Annotated in this window: 17 protein-coding genes; 4 read left to right on the top strand and 13 right to left on the bottom strand. The window is 60.4% G+C overall.

Annotated elements, in window-relative coordinates:
- Nucleotides 1–68: 68 nt before the first annotated feature.
- On the bottom strand, nucleotides 69–758 hold the full coding sequence (locus tag ACW9JC_RS00620; RefSeq protein WP_457452905.1) for an SDR family oxidoreductase: 690 nt from the start codon (nucleotides 756–758) through the stop codon (nucleotides 69–71).
- 19 nt (nucleotides 759–777) lie between these two features.
- The gene (locus ACW9JC_RS00615) at nucleotides 778–1,134 is read right to left on the bottom strand and encodes a MerR family transcriptional regulator (RefSeq protein ID WP_448109860.1); all 357 of its coding nucleotides are present in this window, start codon (nucleotides 1,132–1,134) and stop codon (nucleotides 778–780) included.
- A gap of 83 nt (nucleotides 1,135–1,217) precedes the next feature.
- On the opposite strand from ACW9JC_RS00615, the gene ACW9JC_RS00610 reads away from it, so the two are divergent.
- Nucleotides 1,218–1,655, top strand: coding sequence for a hypothetical protein (locus ACW9JC_RS00610; protein WP_457452903.1), 438 nt, complete (start codon nucleotides 1,218–1,220; stop codon nucleotides 1,653–1,655).
- A 10-nt stretch (nucleotides 1,656–1,665) separates the two neighbouring features.
- On the opposite strand, the gene ACW9JC_RS00605 is transcribed toward ACW9JC_RS00610, so the two are convergent.
- From ACW9JC_RS00605 to ACW9JC_RS00575, 7 genes are all read right to left on the bottom strand, one after another.
- The gene (locus ACW9JC_RS00605; RefSeq protein ID WP_457452901.1) at nucleotides 1,666–2,673 is read right to left on the bottom strand and encodes an AraC family transcriptional regulator; all 1,008 of its coding nucleotides are present in this window, start codon (nucleotides 2,671–2,673) and stop codon (nucleotides 1,666–1,668) included.
- Nucleotides 2,674–2,727: 54 nt separating this feature from the next.
- Nucleotides 2,728–4,005 carry an OmpP1/FadL family transporter gene (locus ACW9JC_RS00600; protein ID WP_457452899.1) on the bottom strand — a complete coding sequence of 426 codons (1,278 nt, stop codon included), beginning with the start codon at nucleotides 4,003–4,005 and terminating at the stop codon, nucleotides 2,728–2,730.
- Nucleotides 4,002–5,495, bottom strand: a complete 1,494-nt coding sequence (locus ACW9JC_RS00595; RefSeq protein ID WP_457452897.1) for a DUF1254 domain-containing protein — start codon at nucleotides 5,493–5,495, stop codon at nucleotides 4,002–4,004. Before ACW9JC_RS00595 ends, ACW9JC_RS00600 begins: the two co-directional genes overlap by 4 nt.
- Nucleotides 5,488–6,924 (bottom strand): DUF1254 domain-containing protein, encoded by a 1,437-nt coding sequence (locus tag ACW9JC_RS00590; RefSeq protein WP_457452895.1) that lies wholly within the window; start codon nucleotides 6,922–6,924, stop codon nucleotides 5,488–5,490. The genes ACW9JC_RS00595 and ACW9JC_RS00590 overlap by 8 nt, the downstream gene beginning before the upstream one ends.
- Nucleotides 6,925–7,015: 91 nt before the next feature.
- A complete protein-coding gene (locus ACW9JC_RS00585) occupies nucleotides 7,016–8,548 on the bottom strand; it encodes an arylsulfatase (RefSeq protein WP_448107955.1) in 1,533 nt (510 codons plus the stop codon).
- A 104-nt stretch (nucleotides 8,549–8,652) separates the two neighbouring features.
- Complete coding sequence (locus tag ACW9JC_RS00580; RefSeq protein WP_457452892.1) at nucleotides 8,653–9,705, bottom strand: hypothetical protein; 1,053 nt, start codon at nucleotides 9,703–9,705, stop codon at nucleotides 8,653–8,655.
- Nucleotides 9,706–9,737: 32 nt separating this feature from the next.
- The gene (locus ACW9JC_RS00575) at nucleotides 9,738–10,574 is read right to left on the bottom strand and encodes an SDR family NAD(P)-dependent oxidoreductase (protein WP_448107953.1); all 837 of its coding nucleotides are present in this window, start codon (nucleotides 10,572–10,574) and stop codon (nucleotides 9,738–9,740) included.
- A gap of 123 nt (nucleotides 10,575–10,697) precedes the next feature.
- On the opposite strand from ACW9JC_RS00575, the gene ACW9JC_RS00570 reads away from it, so the two are divergent.
- The 3 genes from ACW9JC_RS00570 to aspT all read left to right on the top strand — a co-directional run bounded on the left by ACW9JC_RS00570 (nucleotide 10,698) and on the right by aspT (nucleotide 15,107).
- Nucleotides 10,698–11,708, top strand: a complete 1,011-nt coding sequence (locus tag ACW9JC_RS00570) for a helix-turn-helix domain-containing protein (RefSeq protein ID WP_448107952.1) — start codon at nucleotides 10,698–10,700, stop codon at nucleotides 11,706–11,708.
- A gap of 72 nt (nucleotides 11,709–11,780) precedes the next feature.
- A complete protein-coding gene (locus ACW9JC_RS00565; protein ID WP_457452891.1) occupies nucleotides 11,781–13,391 on the top strand; it encodes a mechanosensitive ion channel family protein in 1,611 nt (536 codons plus the stop codon).
- Nucleotides 13,392–13,415: 24 nt separating this feature from the next.
- Nucleotides 13,416–15,107 (top strand): aspartate-alanine antiporter, encoded by a 1,692-nt coding sequence (gene aspT, locus ACW9JC_RS00560; protein WP_457452889.1) that lies wholly within the window; start codon nucleotides 13,416–13,418, stop codon nucleotides 15,105–15,107.
- Between the two features lie 133 nt (nucleotides 15,108–15,240).
- On the opposite strand, the gene ACW9JC_RS00555 is transcribed toward aspT, so the two are convergent.
- Genes ACW9JC_RS00555 through ACW9JC_RS00540 form a run of 4 tightly spaced genes read right to left on the bottom strand, consistent with a single transcriptional unit; the run spans nucleotide 15,241 to nucleotide 21,002 of the window.
- Nucleotides 15,241–17,337: an HlyD family efflux transporter periplasmic adaptor subunit gene (locus ACW9JC_RS00555; protein WP_448107949.1), complete on the bottom strand. Its 2,097-nt coding sequence runs from the start codon at nucleotides 17,335–17,337 to the stop codon at nucleotides 15,241–15,243.
- Nucleotides 17,337–18,683: an efflux RND transporter periplasmic adaptor subunit gene (locus ACW9JC_RS00550; RefSeq protein WP_457452886.1), complete on the bottom strand. Its 1,347-nt coding sequence runs from the start codon at nucleotides 18,681–18,683 to the stop codon at nucleotides 17,337–17,339. Before ACW9JC_RS00550 ends, ACW9JC_RS00555 begins: the two co-directional genes overlap by 1 nt.
- Complete coding sequence (locus ACW9JC_RS00545; protein WP_448107947.1) at nucleotides 18,680–19,486, bottom strand: efflux RND transporter periplasmic adaptor subunit; 807 nt, start codon at nucleotides 19,484–19,486, stop codon at nucleotides 18,680–18,682. Before ACW9JC_RS00545 ends, ACW9JC_RS00550 begins: the two co-directional genes overlap by 4 nt.
- On the bottom strand, nucleotides 19,467–21,002 hold the full coding sequence (locus tag ACW9JC_RS00540; protein WP_448107946.1) for a TolC family protein: 1,536 nt from the start codon (nucleotides 21,000–21,002) through the stop codon (nucleotides 19,467–19,469). The genes ACW9JC_RS00545 and ACW9JC_RS00540 overlap by 20 nt, the downstream gene beginning before the upstream one ends.
- Nucleotides 21,003–21,035: the final 33 nt, after the last annotated feature.

Here is a 21,035-nt window from a genome sequence, read left to right as displayed (position 1 = left end):
CTTTTGATCCTGCCTTTAAAAATCAAAAGATCGCAGCCTTCGGCAGCTCCTACAAGTTGGTGGTGGTGTTACCAGAGAATGGTTTCACCCCGGTAATTGACGAAGTGATGCCCACCCTTGCCGACATATGCATTCACCTGATCAACCAACCCGCGCGTGCTGGTCTGCACATCAATGTCCGCACCTTCACCGCCCATGTCGGTTTTCACCCAGCCCGGATGCAACGACAGCACGGTGAGTTTTGTATCGCCCAACTGAGTGACGAAACTGTTGGTCATGGAGTTCAGCGCAGCCTTGCTGGCCTTGTACAGCGCCAGCTCCGGCGCGTCAGGCATGGTCACGCTGCCCAGCACCGAACTCATGAACGCCAGCACGCCGGTGTCCGGGCGGATCTGCCCGACAAAGCGCTGCGCCAGGTTGATCGGCGCCACGGCGTTGGTGAAAAACAACTGACCGACGTCCGCCAGCGTCGCACCGCCGTTCGGCGTCTGGACTTCCGGTCCCTTGACCCCGGCATTGACGAACAGCAGGTCGAACACTTCGCCTTTGAGTTGCTGGTTCAGTGCGATCACCGCTTGCTGGTCGTCCATGTCGAGTTTCTCGATCCGCACATCGCCCAAGGCCTGCAAGGCTTCGGCATTCTGCGGGTTACGCACGGTGGCGGTGACTTGCCAGCCATCGGCCAGCAGGGTCTTCACCAGACCGAGGCCCAAGCCCCGGGAGGCGCCGATGATGAGTGCGGTTTTTGCCGTAGACATGAGTGGCTTCCTTGAAAAGTCAGAGTCGTGGATTCAATGGACACTGTTGCCCGAGCCGTTGTTGCAACTCTTCGCGCAGCGCGCCGAGTTCGGCCATGCGGGCTTCGATCAGTTTGAGTTTGTCTTGCAGCAGTTGCGTGACGGCAGTGTCGGGATCGGGCGACTGCCAGATCGTTGCGACGCTGTTGCCGATCTCGCCGAGGGTAAAGCCCAGCCGTTGAGCCGTCTTGATATATTGCACCAGTTGCACCATGTCTGGCGGATAGTCGCGATAACCATTGGCGCTGCGTTGCGCGGCGATCAAACCTCGTTGCTCGTAGAAACGCAGCGTGTCGCGGCTGACGGCGCTGGCCTGGGCTAATTCACCGATGCGCATCATCACATCTCATGGAGGGCTTGACCCTGGAGCATACTCCAGGCTTTAGCGTTGTTGCTCCCTGAATTGATGGAGCAATGACGATGTGGACTTCAACGCAATATCGCCGGTTGGTGCAAGGCAGTGCCTGGTATGACCTGATCGTTACGATCGCGTTTGTCACACCGTGGAGTTTCGCGGCGCTGCATGGGCTGTTGACGGCTGTGAGTCAGGCTTTGAGTCTGCCTGGAGAGCTGCCGCCGTTCGCGCCGGTGCACATGTTGATGGCGAATCTGTTGGGCTCAATTGTTTGCGTGTGGGCGGTGCTGCGGATTCGCGATCCGCAGCAGGTTTACGGGCGGTATGACGCGGTGGCCAGATTCCTTTTTGCAGCTTGGCAGGCATATGCCCTGGCCCATGGCGCGAGTTCGCTGCTGGTGGTTTTCCTGTTCTTTGAATTGTCGTTCGGCATTGCTCAAGTGTTGCCTGTCCGGACGCCTTCGCGAGCAAGCCCGCTCCCACATTGGATCTTCATTGTCTGAAATACTGAGGCTACGAACGTGCCTTCTGCTGCTTCAACCACTGTCGCGGACTCACGCCAAACCAGCGTTGGAACGCACGGCTGAAAGCACTCTGGTTGGCGTAACCCAGCACTTCGGTGAGTTGCATCAGGGTCATGTCCGATTCTTCGAGGTAGCGCAACGTCATGGACTGACGGGTGTCGTCGAGCAGTGTCTGGAACGAGGTCCCTTGCTCGGCGAGGTGGCGTTGCAGCGAGCGCGGGCTCAGGCGCATGAAGTCGGCGATGTAGTCGATGGTCACGCGGCCGCTGGGCAGGAAGCTGCGTAGCAATCGCTGGATATGGCTAGGCAACTGATTAGTGTGCAGGCGGCTGATGTTGTCGAGATGCTGTTGCATCAGACGATGCAACGCCGGGTCGGTATCGCTCAAGGACACGCTCAGCAGGTTGACGTCGAACATCCATGCATCGAAGGCGCTGTTGAACCTCGGCGCCACACCGAGCAATCGCCGGTAGCGCACGGGATTGACCGCCGCCGAGTGCTGGAACATCGCCACCGCCGGTTGCCAGCGATTGCCCAGCAGGGTGCGCATCAATTGGTGCCCGACGCCGACCACCAGCTCACTGACATGACGGCTGCCGGGCAGGTTTTCCGCCTCGCTGGCGTAGTAGAGCAGGGCATGTTCATCGGCCTGATGGACCACGACATCGCCATAGTTATCGTGCACGTGAAAGTAGTGTCCGAGATCGCGCAGGGCGTCACCGACACTTCTGGCGTTGCGCACCAGATACAGCAGCGAGCCGAAGATGCCCACGCCCTGATAGAGACCGAATTCCAGCCCGAATATCGGGTTGGCGCTGGCTTTGCTCGCCAGTTCAAGCACCAGGGCGAAGCGGTGAAAGGAGATCAGCGCGTCCGGGTTTTCCAGGACATCACGAGGCAGGCCCGCTTCGCGCAAGAGCAAGTCGGGATTGATGTTCTGGCTGCGGGCGAACTCGTTGAAACCATGCAGTGATGACGCACGGGTGAGGTAAGTCATATGGGTTTGCTTGCCTGTATGGCGGGCCGCGCCGGGGCGCGACCCTGGGTTGAATCAGAAACGCCAGGTCACGCCGCCGCCAATGATATGAAGTGCGCTGTTGGGGTACTGCCCCGACAGGGTTTCGCCTGAACGCTTGCGCTGCTGTACGTCCATGTCGCCGAGCCAGACCAGCGTGTAATTGACGTTGACGTCCATGTCCTCGGCGAGCCGATAGTGCAGGCCGGTGGCCAGGCGCCAGGTCTCGTTCATCGGGTTGTCGACGGTGCGGTCCTTGTCCTTGACCGCCGAGCTGTCGTAGGCCACACCCATGTTCCAGCGCAGTTTCGGGCTGAGCTGGTTCTGTGCGCCGAAGGACAGGTGCCAGGTGTCCTGGTACTGGCGACTTAACGTGCGCGAGACCGAACCCGCCGCGCTGTCCACCGAGACGCCGATATCGCCGAAATCACTCCAGTCCTGCCAGTTCGCCGAACCGAGCAGGGTCCATTGCTCGGTGAGTTGGTGGGCCACGCTCAGGGTCAGTGTCTGCGGGATGTTCATGTCCAGTTCCAGGTTATCCGCGTCGAGCCCGGACAGGGCTTGCCGGAGCAACGGGTTCTGGATGCCTTCGGCTTGTGGCGAGTCTTCAAAGTCGAGTTTGACCTTGCTGGTGTAGGCCAACCCCACTGTGGTGCGTGCATCCAGTTGATAGCGCAGGCCCACGTTCAAACCGACCCCGGTGGTGGTGTCCTTGTACTGCAACTGGCCATCCTGCTTGAAAGGGCTGACCGGCAGAAACGCATTGTTGTCGACGGCCATTTCGGTGTTGTAGTAACCCACCACCAGACGCGGACCGATGCCGACCGACAGATCGTCGCTGATCCTGTAGGCGAAGGTCGGTTGCATCGAGATGCCGAGCAAGGTCGACTTCTGGGTGAAGTAGCGCCCGGCCCAGTCATCGTCGTAGTTCACGCTCAGACCGAAATTCCCGTACAGGCCGAAACCGATGCTGGCCCGATCATCGAGCTGATGGCTGATGAACAGGCTGCTTCCCGGCAGGATCGGCAGCGGGTTGCCGCCTTCGTTGCCCGAGAAATCATTGCCGCTGTCGCGCTGGAAGCCGAGGTCGCCGAACACGGACTGGCCGTTGAGGCTGACCTGAGTGCCCTTGAGCGCGCTGATGCCGGCCGGGTTGGTCATCAGCACGCTCGGGTCGCTGACCAGCGCCGCCGAACCGGCATTGGCCAATCCTGCACCTTCCTGGCCGACTTCGTAGAGTTGAATGCCGCCGGCCAGCGCTTGTGCGGAGCTGCCGGCCAGGGCGAGGAGTATCAATGATTCAGACATTTTCATTTGTGGTTACTTGGCAGCAAGGGTGGCGGTGTCCAGTCGCCTTTGATCAGGGCGGCCGACGGGCCATAGGCGCGGAGGGTCAGGGCGAATTTGTGCTCCGGTGCGGGCAGCCAATTACCCACTTTGTCTTCCGTCGGGCGCCGGTGCTGGATGTACAACGTCAGCGAGCCGTCGGCGTTGTATTTGAGGTCCTTGTTCTTGGTGCCGGTCGAGTAGCGCTTGATCTCGTTGGCGGCGAAGAAGTGCAGCGGGTCATACAGGGTCAGCGACCAGAAGCCCGACACCGGTGGCGTTTGCCCGGACGGGAAGGTCAAGGTGTAGCTGCGCTGGCCGGTGAGTCGCTGGCCATCGCCGTCTTCTTCGCGGAACAGGTAGGTGGTTTCGTTAACGTGATTTTCGAAGATGTTGGATTTGGCAATCGCCAGGCGGGTCAGGTAATCAGTACCGAAGGCCGCGTTGTTGAACGGACGGTTCCAGCCATTGGCGATGCGCACGCCGTTGCTGCTCAGGTAGAACAGTGGATCGACGATATCTTTTTCGCTTTGTTGCGCGGTGTCTTGCAGCACCTTGGCAATGGCCGGGTAAGCTTCGCCAGCGGCAATCAGCGCACGGAACTGCGCATAAAGCGATTCTTCCCCCTGCTGCGGCGGCACCTCGGCCAGCACCTGCTTCAATTGCGCAAAGAAACGCCCGGGCGTGACCCATTTCGTTTCACCGGCCGGCTTGTCGACGGCAGCTTTGGGTAACGGCAGCTTGGGCAGGTTTTTCCAGTCGATGGTCTTCACCTTGCCGTCGAATGCCGACAGCGGGTACATGGCGATCCGGTTCAGGACCGGCTGGATTGCCTGGCGGTCTTCTGTCGTATCCGCCATGAACACCCGCGGGATGACTACGCCGGTATTGGTCGGCGAGCGCAGCACCGTTTCGACGCCGGCAGGTTTTTCGCCTTTCCAGTCAGGACCGACGATCAGGTAAAAGCCCGGTTTGGTGCCGTAGATTTTTGCCACCTGGGCAAAGCTGTCAGTGCGCTGGTCGGCCAGTTCAAACATCCAGAAGCGCTCGCCGAAATCCGGGACTTGCAGGATCACCGCTTCTTTATCCAACGCCAGGGCGCCGAAACCGTAAACCACGTCCTGATTGGGATGGGCGACGATGCGGATGTCCGGGTCGATGTAGTCCGACAGCATGGCCAACTGATTGACCGGCGCCACCGGGGTCGGGCCGAGCAGGCCAACGACTGGCACTTGCTCGTACATCATGCGCCGGGTTTGCAGGTTCACCAGTGGCCAGCCCCAGGCGTAAGCGATTTGCGCCACGGCGCGGGCGTAGCCCGGTGTCATCACCGTGTTGGCCACTGGACCTGCCGGAATCACCGTTTCGTTGGCGTTGGCGTTGGCGTTGGCGTTGGCCGGCAGGGCGATCAACAGGCTGCTCATGGCCAATGCGGTGAGGTTCATGCGCATGAATTTCGGTTGGCTGAGCTTATTCAACGGCTTCCACCTGCGGCAGTTCATATTTGCCTTCAAGCACTTCGCCTTTTGGCTGGTACAGCCGCAGGATCATGTAGAACGGGCCCTTGGGTGCCGGCAGCCAGTTGGCGGCGAATTCGCCTTCGGGTTTTTCGGCTTGCAACGGCACTTCGAATGAGCCGTCGGCGCGCACTTTCAAGCCCTGGGTATCGGAGCCGAGCTTGTAGCGGGCGATGGGGTTGTCCACCAGCATCTTGTCCACGGCGTTGTAGACCGTGAGCGACCAGAAGGCATCCACCGGTGGCGCGCTCTTGAAGCGCAGCACATAGCGCTTGGCGCCGGACAGTTGTTGGCCTTTGGCATCGGTGGAACGCAGCGGGTACATGGCTTCTTTCTCGCCCTGACCGCCCAGGTAAGGGCCACTGACCAGCGCGCGCAGCGGGTAGTTGGTGCCGAACTGATCAAGACCGGTTGCCCAGGCCCAGCCGTTACGCTGGGTCGCCGCCGTGGCCAGCGCCGACACCGCGACTTTCGGGCCATCGGCCAGGGCTCGTAGCAGTCCGGCCTTTTGTGGTGGAGTGAGTCGCGAAGGATCGAAACCCTTGGCCGTCAGACCGAAGCGGCCGAACTGGGCAAACAGGGCTTCGTCACGCGATGCTACCGGGTTGTCCTTGAGCGCCGCCGCCAGTTCGCGGAAGAAATCCAGGCCATCGTCGCTCGCCGCTGGTAGTGGCGACAGGGATTCTGTCTTGGCCTGATAGTCTCGGTTGTCGCGTTGCGACAGCGGGCGCAGGGTGAACTGTTTTTGCAAGGCATGCAGCGGCGCCAGGTCTTCACCGTCCTTGACGTGCAAGCGACCCCAGAGCCAGACCTTTTTCGTGCTGACATCCAGGCGTTTCAGGCCTTCGGGCAGCTTGCCTTGCCAACCCGGTGGCACAAGCACGTAATCGCCTGCGGCGGTGCCGGTGGTGCGGCGGCCGACGTAATGCTCCAGTTCCTGCCACATGTTGAACACGTCGACCACGTAGTAACGGTCGGCGGTGTCGGGAACGTGCAGCACATAAGGTTCATCCAGTTGCACCACCGAGCTCAGGTACAAGGTGTCGTTGTTGGCGGTCGGCATGTCCTTGGCCGCTGGCGTGGCCAGGGTCTCGGCCCAGCCCAACTGGTTGAGCGGGGCGCGGTAGCTGGTGGCCGGACGCGGGCTCGGTACCGAGGTGTAGTCGCGCATCACGCGCTCCATGCGCACCAGCGGATAACCCCAGACGTAAGCGTTGATCCCGTTGGCGTAAGCGTCTGCTTCAAGCCCGGCGACGATGTTTTCCTGGCTGGTGGGCATGCTCAGCAATGCATCGGGCTGGCTTTGGGCGAAAACCGTAGTGCTGCAAATGCCACTGCTGAGCACGGCAGTTGCCAGGGCGCAGCGTAGCCATATCGATTTTTTAGGCATGAAGACTCTCCCATGCGCTTGGCGGACGCCCTGCTTGGGGGCGCCCGGTTTCGCATGTGCTGAGGGTGATGAGACGGGTTGGGGTGTTGCGTCAGTTCGACATCGAAGCCATGCCGATGCCCCCCGCGCCTTTTTGCGACGGCGGGTAATCCTTCATGCTCTTGGCGAAAGCCTGCATGTAGGGCGCGATGATCGGAATGATCCAGCTGCGCTGCTGCTGCCAACGGAAGTGGTCGCCGGCTTCAGGCGAACGTTCATACGGGTCGACCTTGATGTCGATGACCAATCCGCCCGGGATATTTTTGGCTTCATCCATCCACTTGTCCTTGACGGCGGTGTGCACCTTCCACTGATCCACTCGCACGGCATTCATGTGGGTTTCGCCAAAGAAGAAGAACTCGTGTCGGTTCGATTTGCCGTCGGGCTTGGTCAGCATGTCCAGCTGGTTGTAGCCGTCCAGATGGTTCTTGAAAGTCTTGTCATCGACTTGCAGGCCGGTGAGCAGTTTTTCTTTGACGTCGGTCTGGCCGACAGCAGCCATCAGGGTCGGAACCCAGTCTTCGGAGGTCATGAACTCGCCGGTCCAGGTGTTGGGCTTGATGTTGCCCGGCCAGCGCACCAGCATCGGCACGCGGAAACCGCCGTCCCAGGTCAAGCCTTTTTCGCCGCGGAACGACGCTGCACCCGAGTCTGGCCAGTGCGACAGGTTGACGCCGTTGTCGGAGGTGAACAGCACGATGGTGTTCTTCGCCAGCCCTTGGTCATCCAGGGTTTTCAGCAGTTTGCCGACCAGGAAGTCGAGCTGCATGATCGCGTCGGTGTATTCGGTGTGGCCGCTTTTACCCAGCCATTCATCGCTGACGTGGATCTTCTGGTGCATGCGCGACGGGTTGTACCAAAGGAAGAATGGCTTGTCGGCGGCTTTCTGTTTCTTGATCCAGTCGATCGACAGGTCGGTGAACTGGTCATCGACACTCTTCATGCGCTCAATGGTCAGCGGACCTTCATCGGTGATCTTCTGCTTGCCGACACGACCCCAGCGCGGGTCTTCGGTGGCGTCGTCATTGGTCGTTGCCACCGAGTGGATCATGTTGCGCGGAATGCCGGGGAATTTCGGGTCTTTGGGGAAGTTGGTCATCTCGGCGATTTCCATCACGTTCAGGTGATAGAGGAAGCCAAAGAATTCATCGAAGCCGTGGACGGTCGGCAGGTATTCGTTGCGATCGCCGATGTGCGACTTGCCGAACATCCCGGTGGCGTAGCCCTGGGCCTTGAGCAATTGAGCCAAGGTCACGTCGCTGTCCTGGATACCCACTTTCGCACCCGGCTGGCCGACGGCGGTCAGGCCGGTACGAATCGGATACTGGCCGGTGATGAACGCAGCGCGGCCAGCGGTGCAGCTTGGTTGCGCGTAGTAGTCCGAGACCATCATGCCTTCCTGGGCAAGCCGATCGATGTTGGGCGTGGTGACGGCGCCGAGCCCGCGGTTGTAGGCCGAGACATCCATGGGTGCCATGTCGTCGACCATGATCACGACGATATTGGGCTTTTCGGCAGCCTGGGTAACGCCCATCGCTGCGAGGCTCAGGCCGATACCCAGCACGGCAGTTCGAATAAAGTGCATGTTGAATTCCTGTTCAATGCGGAAACGGCAATCCCCAGCCAGTGTGGTTCAGGTATTACCGTTGCGCAAAAATGAGCGGCGTTGTTAATGCCTGACTGGACGCCTCAACGTCGGTGAAGACTGCCGTGTTTGGCATGCCCGACGTAGAACGCTGGCCGGGTGCCCGGGAACATCCAGAACGGCGTCATCTCGGAAGATGGAAAGACATTCGGAAAACGCGGGTCACGCTTGGATGGCCCGGCGACGGTCGCTTCCTGAACCATGGAGATGTACTGGTCGACGGCATTTTCCAGGGTGTTGCCGTTGATGATCACTTCGGTGCCGATCATCCGCGCGTAATCGGCTACACCGCTGGCGCTGGACAGATGAGGCGCGTAGGCATCGACGCTGACGCCGTTTTCGCTGGTGACCCACAGGCCTTCGTCGGTGTGCACGACGATCGAATGGTTGCCTTCGGTGTGCCCCGGGGTGTGCATCAGCGCCACGCCGTCACCGAGCATGATCGAGCCATCGAAGCAGATCACCTTGTCTTCCGGCACGCCGGCAATGCCGCTCGGGCAGTACCAGTCAGCCTGATAGGGGTTCAGATCCTTGGTCGACTCCCACTCGCGCCAGTGCACCAGCAATTTGGCGTTGGGGAACAGCCCGGGTTGCTTGTCAGTACCGAGCCAGCGGCGGATGTCCTGGGTGTGCAAGTGGTCGTAGGTGATGTAGTCAATATCTTCCGGGCGCAGACCAAGGCGCGCGAGGATCTCGGGCACGGTGTTCTGACGGTCGATAAGGATTTTGGTCAGCCAGTTGGCCGTGCGGTCCTGCAAGCGGCGGAAGAACGGTGTTTCACCGTTCCGCTCGTGGTCCGAGGGCGAGACCAGCATCGTTTTCACGCCTTGGGGCGTGTCGAACTGAACCACGAACAAGCGATTCTGGATGTGCATGTACTCGACGAAACGCTCGCGCGAGAACGCATTGCGCAGGCCGTAACGGACCGGGTAAGGCACCTTGACCAGATTGAACGATTCGAAATAGCGGGCCTTGGGACCGTTCAACATGTCAGCGCGAAATTGCAGCGCGGCAAAACGGGTGTCCTCGACGCGCGCCTGCTGGCCGGCAGCGGCGCGTGAATCTTCAAAATGGCGGATTTGTTCAAATGCACTCATGTTGCAGCGTCCTGTGGGTGATGGGGGCGGGATCAGTCGTTGAGCACGGTGCCGTTACCGCGCAGACTTTTCGCCAGATTGCGGTCGACGATCCAGCGCTGCAGCGACGTGCATTTACGGGCGAGGGCGCGGATCAACCTGGCCTTGAACCCCGGCGTGATCATGAATTGCCGGCGCTGGATGCCACGCAGGATTCCGGCTACTGCCTGATCCACCGTCAGTACCCCGGCAACCGCGTTCAGCGAGCGGGTCACCGGACTGCCATGCTGGCGTTCGTAGTCGAGCAGCGGCGTCTGGATTTCGCCGGGGCAGACCACCGACACATCGATGCCACACAGTTTCTGTTCGGCCCGCAGTACTTCGGCCAGACCCACCACGCCGAACTTGGAAGCGGCGTAGGCCGATTGCGTGTAGCTGCCGACAATCCCGGCCAGCGACGCCATGAACACCAGATGCCCTTGGGGCGAGAGGTGCTTGAGGGCACTGGCGGCGAAGTTGCGGCTGCCGATCAGGTTGACGTTGATCACCTGGGTGAAGGTGGCAAACGACAACTCGGTGAACACACCATTGCGCATCAAACCGGCGCAATTGAAGGCAAGGTCGGCTGACCCTTGCCGTGTCTTCGCCTCTGCCATGACGGCATCCATCGCCAAAGGATCGGTGACGTCCACCGGATACCACGCTACCGATTGACCCGGCGCCGAGCAGGCCTGGCGCAGCCGTTGGTAAACGTCTTCAGCGAGCAGCAGATCGAAGATCGCCACGCTCGTGCCTTCATTGAGCAGTGCCAGGGCAATGCCCAGCCCGATACCGCTGCCACCGCCGGACAGATAGGCAACGCGCGGGCGCCGATACTTCCACTTCGTCATGGACTGACCCGTTATTGAGAGGTTGGGAGTGCTGACAATTTACCTTTGCGCGCCTTTATCGACTTGACATTTGGCGAATGAAAGTTGATTTATTACGAATATTGATACGAAGAGCGACCCGACATGTTCCTGTTGCGCAGCGGTGCAATCGATGGCTTTGGCAACCTTGTTGCCGAGCTAGGACAAAACCCGGTCACTCTGTTGCGTGACGCCGGAATGGTCGTTGCCCAATTGCGTCAACCGAACAGTTATCTGTCTTATGAGAAGACCGCAGACCTGCTCGATGAAACCGCGCGGCAATGCCGGGAACCGCTGTTCGGCTTGCGGCTGGCCTCGCGCCAGAACCTGTTGGCCATCGGTGAAGTGGCGTTGTCGGGCAGTCGGCAGCCGACCGTGGGCGATGCCTTGGGTTTTGCCCGGCAATACCTGTATTTGCACGCCAGCGGCTTGCATCTGGAACAAAGTCAGCGCGGCGAGCGTGCCGAAGTCCGGTTGAATTTTGACTTCAGCAACACCAGCGGTTTGCTGCACTTGAGTCAGCTCAGTGCCGCGCAGTTGTTCAATGCCGTGAAAATAATGACCGGCGCCGATAGCCCGCAAATTCGCCTGCACCTGCAACAAGGCGCGGTAAAGAGCCCTGGCTGGCAAGCGGGCAATGTGTACGGCAAGGTGCGTTTTGACAGTGCCTTCGACGGCGTCAGCTTTCCTTTCGAGTTCCTCAAGCGATCGCCGCTGGCCAATGAAGAGTTGATGCGTGAACACTTGGTGCATCGCATGCAGTTGCTCAAGACCCAGTACCCGGACAACCTCAAGGCGCAGGTCTGCCATTTGATCGGCAGCCTGCTGCATACCGGTGAATGTGGCATCGATGCCGTCAGCAGCTCACTGGGTTTGCAACCTCGGGTCTTGCAGAAACGCCTGCAAGCGGAAGGCAGCAGCTTCAGCCACTTGCTTCAGGAAACCCGCCTGGAAATCGCCAAGCAGAACTTGCTGCGGGACAAAACCAGCATCACCGATCTGGCATTGAATCTGGGTTATGCCGATGTCTCGGTGTTCAGCCGGCATTTCAAACAATGGACCGGGCTCTCGCCGCGAAACTGGCGGGCCGCACAACCGCCATCCGTTGAAATCTGACAACCGTTCATCGGTGAACTACGCTGCGATACGAACCCTCGGTGTGAATTATGTGAAGTAAGGATCTGACCCATGCGGAGCAGGCTGCTCGCTGTATTGTTTACTGTTTTCGGCATGCTCTGGTCGGTGCAATTGTGGGCCGAGGATCCGCCGAAAACGGCTGATACGCCTGCCGAACTGAAAGTAGCCAACCGCAACATCATGGTGTTTCGCGCGACCATTCTCGGCGAAGCCCCGGCATCGCGGGTAAAACGCGCCAAAGCGGTCATCAGCGAAGCGCTCGATGATGCGGACGATCTTACGGTCACTATCGACCCGATCATGAAAAGCTACATGGTGCTGCTGGGTAGCCGACGCGCCTTTATCGTGTCGCCCAAGGATTTTGACGAAACCGAATTCGACTCGGTGCAGCAGGCTGCCGAAGCCGCGGCAGACAAATTGCGTCAGGTGGTGGCTGAAACGCAGGAAGCCCGCAGCCTGCGGTTGATCATCCGGTCGATCGTTGCGGCACTGATTGCCACCGGTATCTATATCGGCTTGTTACTGGGCATGTCCTATCTGCGACGCAAACTTCTGAAGAAACTGCCCGAGCTGATGCATCGGCACACGCAGGCTTTGAAAGTCGGGCGGGTGCCGCTGGTGGATGCCAATTACCTCTATCCGCTGGTCAGCCGCCTGCTGGAGTTGCTGCGTTGGGCCGTCGTGTTGCTGCTCACGTACGAGTGGCTCGGGTTTGTCCTGTCGCGTTTTCCCTATACACGGCCCTGGGGTGAAAGCCTCAACAACTATTTGCTGGAAGTCGCCGACTATTTGTTGCAAGGGATTGTCGGTGCCATACCGGGGCTGGGTGTGGCGTTGGCGATTTTCTTCATCGCCCGTGGCGCGACCGCGTTCATGCGCCGGATCCTGCGACGCATGGCCATGCCAGGCACCCTGAGCTGGCTGAACCATGAAACTCTGCAACCAACCCAGCGCCTGACATCCCTGGCGATCTGGTTGTTTGCGTTGGCCATGGCCTATCCCTATCTGCCTGGCGCGGGCACCGACGCGTTCAAGGGGTTGTCGGTGTTGATCGGCCTGATGATCTCCCTCGGGGCCACCAGTGTGGTCGGTCAGGCAGCGGCGGGCCTGATCCTGACCTACACCCGGACTCTGCGCCCCGGCGAATTCGTGCGCATTGGCGACTATGAAGGCACGGTCACTGAGCTCGGCATGTTCACCACCAGCATTCGCACCGGTCTCGGGGAAGTGCTGACCCTGCCCAATTCAATGATTACCGGCACGGTCACCAAAAACTATTCCCGCACGGTGCAAGGCCCCGGCTATGTGGTCGACACCGTGGTGACCATCGGCTACGACACGCCTTGGCGCCAAGTAGAAGCGATGCTGCTGGAAGCGGCCCAACGCACGCCGGGAATTCTCGAAGTGCCGCCAGCCCAGGTGTTCCAGACCGCACTGTCGGACTTTTACCCTGAGTATCGTCTCGTGGCCCAGGCCATTCCAAGCCAGCCTCGGCCGCGCGCCGTGCTGCTGAGCATGCTGCACGCCAACATCCAGGACGTGTTCAACGAGTACGGCGTGCAGATCATGTCGCCGCACTATTTGGGTGATCCGAACGAAGAGAAACGGGTGCCCAGGGACAAGTGGTACACAGCGCCAGCGCAAGAACCGAAGGATCTTTGATCGCACTGAAAGGGAGACCGCACCATGCTCGAGTTTCTGCTCCATGCCTTGCGGTCCGACCCGGAAATCGCGGTGTTCCTGGCCATTGCGCTGGGCGTCTTCATCGGTCGCATCCACATTGGCAGCTTTCATCTCGGCTCGGTTGCCGGGGCATTGTTGATGGGGCTGCTGATCGGTCAGATCGGCCTGGAAGTGCCGACCGGATTGAAGTCAGTGTTTTTTGTGATGTTCATCTACGCGGTCGGCTTCAAGAGTGGCCCGGAGTTTTTCGGCAGCCTTAATCGCGGCACTCTGAAACTGGTGCTGTTGTCGGTGGTGTTGTGCGCGACGGCGCTGGGCTCGATCCTGCTGATGAATGCGATCTTCGACTTTGACGCCGGCTTCACCGCCGGCCTTGGCGCCGGGGCGCTGACCGACACGGCGATCATGGGCACCGCCACCAGTGCGATCAATCAACTGGCGATCGACACCGCCGCCAAAGCCGAACTCAATAGCCATATGGCAATTGCCTACGCGATTACCTACCTGTTCGGCACCATCGGTCTGATTGTCTTCGTCGGCAGCATTGCCCCGAAGCTGCTGGGGGTGGACCTCAAGGCGTCGGCCCGGGAACTGGAACTTGAGTTGGGGATCGCCAAGGAAGAAGAGGCGATCACCGTGCCGTACACGCGTATTGTCGTGCGTGCGCATCAGGTGGCGGCCAATGGGCCGGCGGATGGCCTGCGGATTACCGAACTTGAAAGCCAGCACGAGTCGCTGACGGTCGAGCGAGTGGTGCGCGCCGGCCAAATCATCGAGCGCGACGAAGGGTTCACCCTCAAGGCCGGCGACATCATTGGCGTCTACGCCTTGCGTGAAGCGGTCGGCCCGCTCTCGCAGTGGGTGGGGCCGGAGATCGATCACATCGAGTCGCTGTCGTTTCCGACCCGTCAGGTCGACATTGTCCTGACCTCACCGGAGTTCGCCGGCAAGACCATTCACCAGGCCAAAGCCCGCCTGGAAAACACCCGGCGCCTGGGCTGCTTCATCAACACCATTACCCGTCAGGGCTACGAACTGCCGCTGCTGCCTAATACCGTGTTGCGCCGGGGCGACGTGATCACCCTGACCGGCCGCACCGCCAGCGTCGAGGCCCTGGCCAAACGCCTGGGGCGGATTCGTGAAAACAACTACAAAAGCGACATCGCCGTGCACACGCTGGGGATGGTGCTGGGCTCATTGTTGGGGTTGCTGTCTACGCACATCGGCATGATCCCGGTGGAGCTTGGTATTGGTGGCGGCGTGTTGGTCGCCGCTCTGGTGATTGGCTGGTACAACTCGCGGCACCCGGAAATTGGCGCATTGCCGCCGGCCGCGCAATGGGCGTTCTCCGAGTTTGGCTTGACCGCGTTCGGCGCGGTAGTGGGGCTGCTGGCCGGGCCGGCGGCGTTCGCGGCCATGAAGGAGCAAGGTCTGGCGCTGTTGTTATCTGGCGCCGTGGTGACCATCTTGCCGCCGCTGGTGGCGCTGTACTTCGGCCGCTACGTGCTGCGTTTGCACCCGATGATCCTGTTCGGCGCCCTGGCCGGTGCACAGACGGAGGCCGCTTCGATGAACAAGATCATCGAACAGTCCGGCAGCAATACGCCGGTGATTGGCTTTACGGTGTGTTATGCGATTTCCAATGTGCTGCTGGCGGTGTGTGGGCCGATTATCATTTTTGTGGTGGCGGGGTAAGTGGGAGCGCGGTCAACTGTAGGAGCGAGCCTGCTCGCGATGGTCGTCAACGATAACGCGGGAAGTCTGGATGAGCGCGGTGGGTCTGGGTTTTTCGCGAGCAGGCTCGCTCCTACAGGGGATCGCCGCGACATCAAAAACCACTTTCCCGCATAAACACCGCCAGCAAATGCGTCGCACCATCGGCCAGCAAACTACGCCGCTCACCCTCGATTTTCAGATGCCCTCGGGTTTCCCTCAGGCTTGGCGGTGGTTCGTCCAGTTGGATCAGTACCTGAAACAGCGCCGTGCTTGGCACCAGTGCGTGTTCTGCTGTGGTAATCGGTATTGGGCCGCCGAAGCGTGATGCCAGCATGCGGTGCGAAAGCTGGCTGGCGCGGGTGCTGCCGATCTGCAAGACGTGACCGCTGAGCGGGGTAGTCTGGCCGTCGGGGTAGAACCGCACGCGATCGCCGGTGGCCATGCGGTGCACCTGGTCCTGGGCAACATAGGCATCCACTTGCCAGCTGCGCGGATCGATCAACATCCCCAGAGATTCCTGACGGCCCACCCATTGGCCAGGCTTCCAGTCGGGATTGACGTCCAGCCATAACCCGGCAAATGGCGTTTGCAGGTTGAGCCGGGCGATTTCCGAGCGCGCCGCCCGGGCTTCTTCGAATTGTACGTTCAGGCGTTGGCGGGTAACCGCGTCTTCCGCCAGGCCACCGGGATCGGCCAACAATCCGGACAAACGCGCTTCATAGCTGCGGGCATTGGCTTCGCTGCTGAGCACGCGCGAGGCGATGTCGGGCTCGTCGAGGACGATCAGGGTTTCCCCGGCGTTGACGGGGCCATCGGCGTGAATCGATTGCAGGCGTGCCGGGTAGGGCGCATAGACCCGCAGTTGATGTTCGGCTCGGGCCACACCGACCGCATCGATTTGTGTTCGCCAGGGAATCGCCAGTCCCGCCAGAATCACCGCCAGCACTGTGTAGAACAGCATTTTGCGCCGGCCCGGAACGGCTGCGCGGTGTTGCCACCAGTGATTCAATTCGCGCACCACCGGCATGGCGATAAACCAGGAGAGTTCGACCATGAACAGGATGATCCCCAGCAATTTGAAGAAAAACAGGTAGACCGCCAATGCGATCCCGAGGAACAGCACCAGCCGATACAGCCAGGTGATGATCGCGAACGTCACCAGCAGTCGACGCTGACCGGTCGGGAATGACTCTGGCCAGTCTTCCTGTAAACCCAACAGATTGCGTCGCAGCGTAACCCGCGCCAATGCGGAGGCGCGTTCATGCAGGTTGGGGAAGTCCAGCAGGTCGGAGAGGATGAAGTAACCGTCAAAACGCATGAACGGACTGGCATTGAGTGCCAACGACAACAGCCAACTGGTGGTCGCCAGATAGAGCAGGGCATTGCGCAGTGCACCCGGATCGCACAACGCCCAACCCAGGGTCGAGAGCCCGGCCAGGGACAGTTCGGTGACGATCCCGGCTGAAGCAATCGCCAGGCGTTGCCGTGAACGACTGAGCTTCCAACTCTCGCCGGTATCGGTGTAGAGCATTGGCCACAGCACCACGAACGCGATGCCCATGTGCCCGACTCGTAATCCCAGGCGCGTCGCGACCAGCGCATGTCCGAGTTCATGCAGGGTTTTGGCGACGATCAGCGCCAGAGCAAAGCTGAAAAGGCCTTCAGTGGAGAACGACTCGACCACGGCGTGGGTAAAGGTGTCCCATTGTTGCAAGACCAGAATCACCCCGATCAAACTCAGGCAAAACACCAACAGCCCGGTGAGCGGGTGAAACAGCCAGCCCAGCGCTCGGGCCAGATGTTGCAGCGGCTGTTGCGGGCGCAGCAGCGGTATGCGGAAAAACAGGTAATGGTGCAACCACCAGCGCCAGCTCAGCCAACTGCCTTCTTCACCTTTGGCCTGGAGCCGCGCCAATGCGGCTGGCCCGGCTCGGAGTAACTGGTGCTGTTCGAGGAACTGGCGGAAGTCGAGGATCTGTTCGACATCCGGCTTGAGAGCGGTGCGTTCGGCAATCTGCTGGCTGATTTGCCGGGGGGACTGACCCCAGCGCAGCAGGCACTCGAACTCCAGCCAGCCGATGCGGTAGAAACGGTTGATCACCGTGTCCTGAATGACCCAGGCCGGTTCACCGTTGCTGCCGTGGGCGGCCTCGCTCAGTCGTAAATCCTCACGCAGCGGCGGCAAGGGCAGGTCGGCTGGATCAAGCATCACCAGCCACTCCACGCCCGCAGCGTCGCCAGTGGTCGGCGCAGCAAGTAGTAACCGAGCATCACTCGCCCGCCATAGAGTTTGGCGGTGCCGTGCAGGCCGAGGCGTGCATGCTCCGGTGTGCCGTCGATACTCGCCAGCAGGCGATAAGCGACCACGCCCTCATCGCTGGGGCGTGCCTGGTAGCTGGTTTCGAGGATCTTGCCCTTGAGCGGGGTCAACGGGTATGCAGTGAGGAACAACGTCACTTCGGCGCCCGGCTCCAGGGCGATGGCATCGGCGACGGCCAGCTGAATCAGCATCGCCGGTTGAGTCGGGTCGGCTACCTGCATGATGCGTTCGCCGGTGACTACCGGTTTGCCCAGCCAGTCATTGGGATCGCTGAACACCGCGACACCGCCCCGTGGCGCCAGCACTTTGGTGCGTTTGAGCTGGGCCTGCACCGCCGCCAGTTCGGCTCGGCGTTGCTGGGCTCGGCCCTCAAGCAGTGTCAGTTCGCTTTTGCTTTGCGGGTTGTCAAAGGCCCGTTGGCTGGCAGCCTGTAATTCGGCATCAGCCACGGCGACTTCCTTGCCCAGCACTTCGGCGCGGCTGCGCAGAGTGGTTTCGTCCAGCGAGAACAATGGCGTACCGGCGTCTACAGGTTGATTGGGGCGGACCTGAATTTTTTCGATCACCCCGTCGATGGGCGAACTGATGATCTGCGCCTGACGGGAGACGATTTCCGTGGGCGCCAATGCGGTTTGCCGAACCGGCAGCAAAAGCAGGGCGCCCAATACCAACAGGCCGAGCAACAATTGTCTGCGATTGAGACGCCAGCGATTGAAACGCCGACGCCGGGTCAATGCCGTCCAGCAGTAGCCCCAGGTGTTGACCAGACCTTTGAGGTGCTGCCACAAAACGGCTGGCGGTTCCTGATCCAGCAACAGGACCAGTATCCCCAGTCGCTGCTCGTCTCGGTCTTGCACCGGTACGCACCACAATCCTGACGGCCACCATTCACCCCAGCCTTCGGCAATATCCGCCGGCGGATTGCTGCTGTCCTGGGTCAGCCAGACCGGCTCGCCATCGGGTATCTGTGTAGTGACCCAACGACTGGCACGCCGTAGCCACACCAGATACGGCGAGTCTTCGCTGGGCCGGGACAGGCCGGACACGTTCACCAGTTCCAGGGACGATTCACGCTGGGCAAATACCAGCGCCTGATGGAAGGCGAGCAACGGATACAAATCATTGGCCATGCTGAACGCCAGGGCATTCAGCGAGTCGGCCGCCATCGCCTTGTCACGCAGGGCGTCGAGTTCGAGCAGCAGGTGAGGGTGGGGCAGGGGCTCGTTCATTGTCATGGCTGGAGACTGTTTTGCTGAGCATTGGTCTGCTGGGCATTGTCCTGGTTGAAGCGTGCCGTGCCGCTCATGCCGGCCATGAGGTCAGGGAATTTTTCATCGAGCTGCGCTTCCAGCTCGACAGTCTGGGCCACCGCATCGACCCGTGAATTGATCGCGCTGACGTGGGCCGGGTAGGTTTTGCCGGTTTCATGAATGCTCACCTGCAACGGCAAGCCCGGCTTGAGGGATTTCAGCAGGTTGGACGGAACGTTCAGGCGCACCTTCAAGGCGCCGTCACTGACCAGATCGAACAACGGCGTACCGGCCGTGACGGTCTGGTACGGTTTGACGTACACCTTGGCTACCCGCCCGGAAAACGGTGCAAGGACCTGGCAGTAGCCACTCTGAGCGACGCCCATGGCGCGGGCACCGTCGGCTTTCTGAACTTCGGTGTTGGCCATCGAGACCTCGATATCGCCGACGGCATTGAGCTGACGCAGCTGTTTTTTCGCCTCCAGGTTCTGTCTGGCCATGGCCAGTTCGGCGACGGCCACTTTGCTCCGGGCCTCGGCTTCGTTGCAGTTGAATCGGGCCAGAACCTCGGCTTTTTTCACCTGCTCGCCAAAACCGGTTTTCAGTTCACCCAGGGTCCCGCTCATCTGGCTCGATAAAGTGGTTTCCAGTTCAGCGGCAAGAAGGACGCGAATGGCGCTCGCGCTTTCCAGCGATGGGGCCGATGGCGTGTCATCGGCGTTGACGGGCAGGATCAGACAGGCCAACAACAGGGCCCCTACACGGGACTCAAGGGCGGTTTTGCGCATTCGGCATTCCTTGCTGAGTGATGAGCAGACGTTGTTGTTCTTGTTCGTTCAAGGTGCGCTGGATTTCCCGGGACAGGGTCTTGATGTCGTGTTTCGAGATTTCAGTCGGCAGGACGTCCAGGCCTACGGAGTTGTACAAGCGTCCCCACGCGGCCTGTGCACTGGAGAACGCCGCTTCACGCTGATAACGCGACAGCAGGAAGCGACCTTCGGAGCGAATCACTTCCAGTTCTGAACCCAAGGCCCCGGTTTTTGCTGCCTGGGCGTAATCGAGCAGGCTGCGATCGACCCGCAGACTGTCCTCCGCGAACGCTACTTCCTGACGCGCCAATTGATAACGCAGCGTACCGACCCGTACCTGAGTCAGGATCGCCATGGACAGTGCGACGCGTCGGGTATCGTCGGTTTCGCTCTGGGATTTTTCCGCCGCGTTGAGTGACGGCAATTGCAGCAAGCGCAACAGGTTCATCGACACTTGCAGACCGGTGCCCATCCAGTCGCTGTTGTAGAGGTATTTGTTGGAGTCGTACTTGTAGCCGAAGTCGACGCTGACGTTCGGCCACAATTGCGCCTTGGCGATGTCCAGGTCTTTCTGGTTGACCCGTTTGCGATACCACTCTTCCATGATTTCCGGGCGATGTTCCATGGACAGCTGTTCCAGCTGCGCCATGCTTTGTCGCACTTCCGGCAACGGCGGATCAGGCATGTCGGCCAGGACCATTTTCGAACCCGGTGGCAGCGACATCAGCGCGGCGAGTTCGGCCTGGGCAAATTCCAGATCCTGGCGGCGCACTGTCAGCAAATAGATCGAATCCAGCAACGCGCGTTGGTAGGCGAGGATTTCCTGACGAGGCAACAGGCCGCGTTGCTCAGCTTCACGGGCCGAGGTCAGTGCGGTGTGGGTACGCATCAACAGCTTGTCCACTTCCGGCATCAGCCGTTGCGCACCGAGGGCGCGCCAGTAGGCGTTACGCACGTCTTGCAGAACGTTTTGCGCGACTTTGCGCCGACGCTCTTCCGCCATCAGGATCTGATCGGATTTTTGCTGGGTCCGGTAATAAGCCACGCCGAAATCCAGCAGGCTCCAGCTCAGGCCCAGGCCATACAGTTCGCGATAGCGCTCTTCGGAGGTCGATGGCCGCAAGCTGACCTGGCGGTCTTCGATGCCGATCGACGTGCCGCCGGAGTCATTGTTGCGCCCGGCGTACCCGGCCGAGGCGACCAGTCGTGGCAGCATTTCATGACTGGACACGTCACGCAGATCCGACGCCAGCGCGCTTTCCATCAGTTTGAGTCGATAGTCGAGGTTGTACTTCAACGCCCGGGCGGCGGCTTCGTAAAAGGTGATCGGCGCGGTGACAGGTTCCTGGCCGGAATACATGCGTGACTGGTCAGCAATGATGCGCTGACGGTTTTCTTCGTCGGTGGAGGGCTTGGGCTCCAGCGATGAGCAAGCGCTGAGCAGCACAGCAGAGGCGAGGGCGGTACTGAGAAACCTGGTCGCGTTTTTCCGCATGTTCAGTCCTTTGTTTTCTTGAAAATTATTCGG

The organism is Pseudomonas sp. SDO5591_S426 (assembly GCF_054070755.1).
Note: the sequence above shows the minus strand (reverse complement) of the source record. Positions and strands in the feature narration are given on the sequence as shown.